Origin of the sequence: Virgibacillus sp. M23, from assembly GCF_034190895.1 — a bacterium.
GTDB lineage: Bacteria > Bacillota > Bacilli > Bacillales > Amphibacillaceae > Virgibacillus > Virgibacillus salarius.
On the sequence record NZ_JAWDHA010000338.1, the window covers coordinates 1 to 411 of the forward strand.

The 411-nt window shown below is 39.2% G+C and carries 2 protein-coding genes; both read right to left on the reverse strand.

Annotation, left to right across the window (positions count from 1 at the left end; genetic code table 11):
- A partial coding sequence (locus RVS70_RS22850) for an ATP-binding cassette domain-containing protein (protein WP_321135028.1) occupies nucleotides 1-309 on the reverse strand: 309 nt, incomplete at its 3' end.
- A 20-nt stretch (nucleotides 310-329) separates the two neighbouring features.
- The coding region (locus tag RVS70_RS22855) for a hypothetical protein (protein ID WP_321135030.1) at nucleotides 330-411 on the reverse strand (82 nt) is incomplete at its 5' end.

Consider the following 411-nt stretch of genomic DNA (forward strand, 5'->3'; position numbering starts at 1 on the left):
TCTTCTCAAGCTGACGACGTTAATATTGCCGCCCAATATATTTAATCCTTCATAAAGGATTTCACCTTCAGCTCTTGCAGAAGGAATTAAATCATTCATTCGGTTAATATTTCTCAAAAAAGTAGATTTTCCGCATCCCGACGGCCCAATTAAAGCAGTCACCGCATTCTTTTCAATATCCATGTTCACATGATGAACCGCTTGTTTATTTCCGTAAAAAATAGACAGGTCTTTGACCTCGAGCACGTGGTTCTGCTTCGGAACAATAACAGCTCGCTCAGGTTTTTCTTTTAACATTTGTTCAGACATGTTTTTCGCCTCTTTCCGTACTAATTTGCCGTAAGCTTTTTGTAGATTATAGTGCCAAGCCATCTCTCTGCGAGATTAAACACAAGAACAGAAATAACCAGC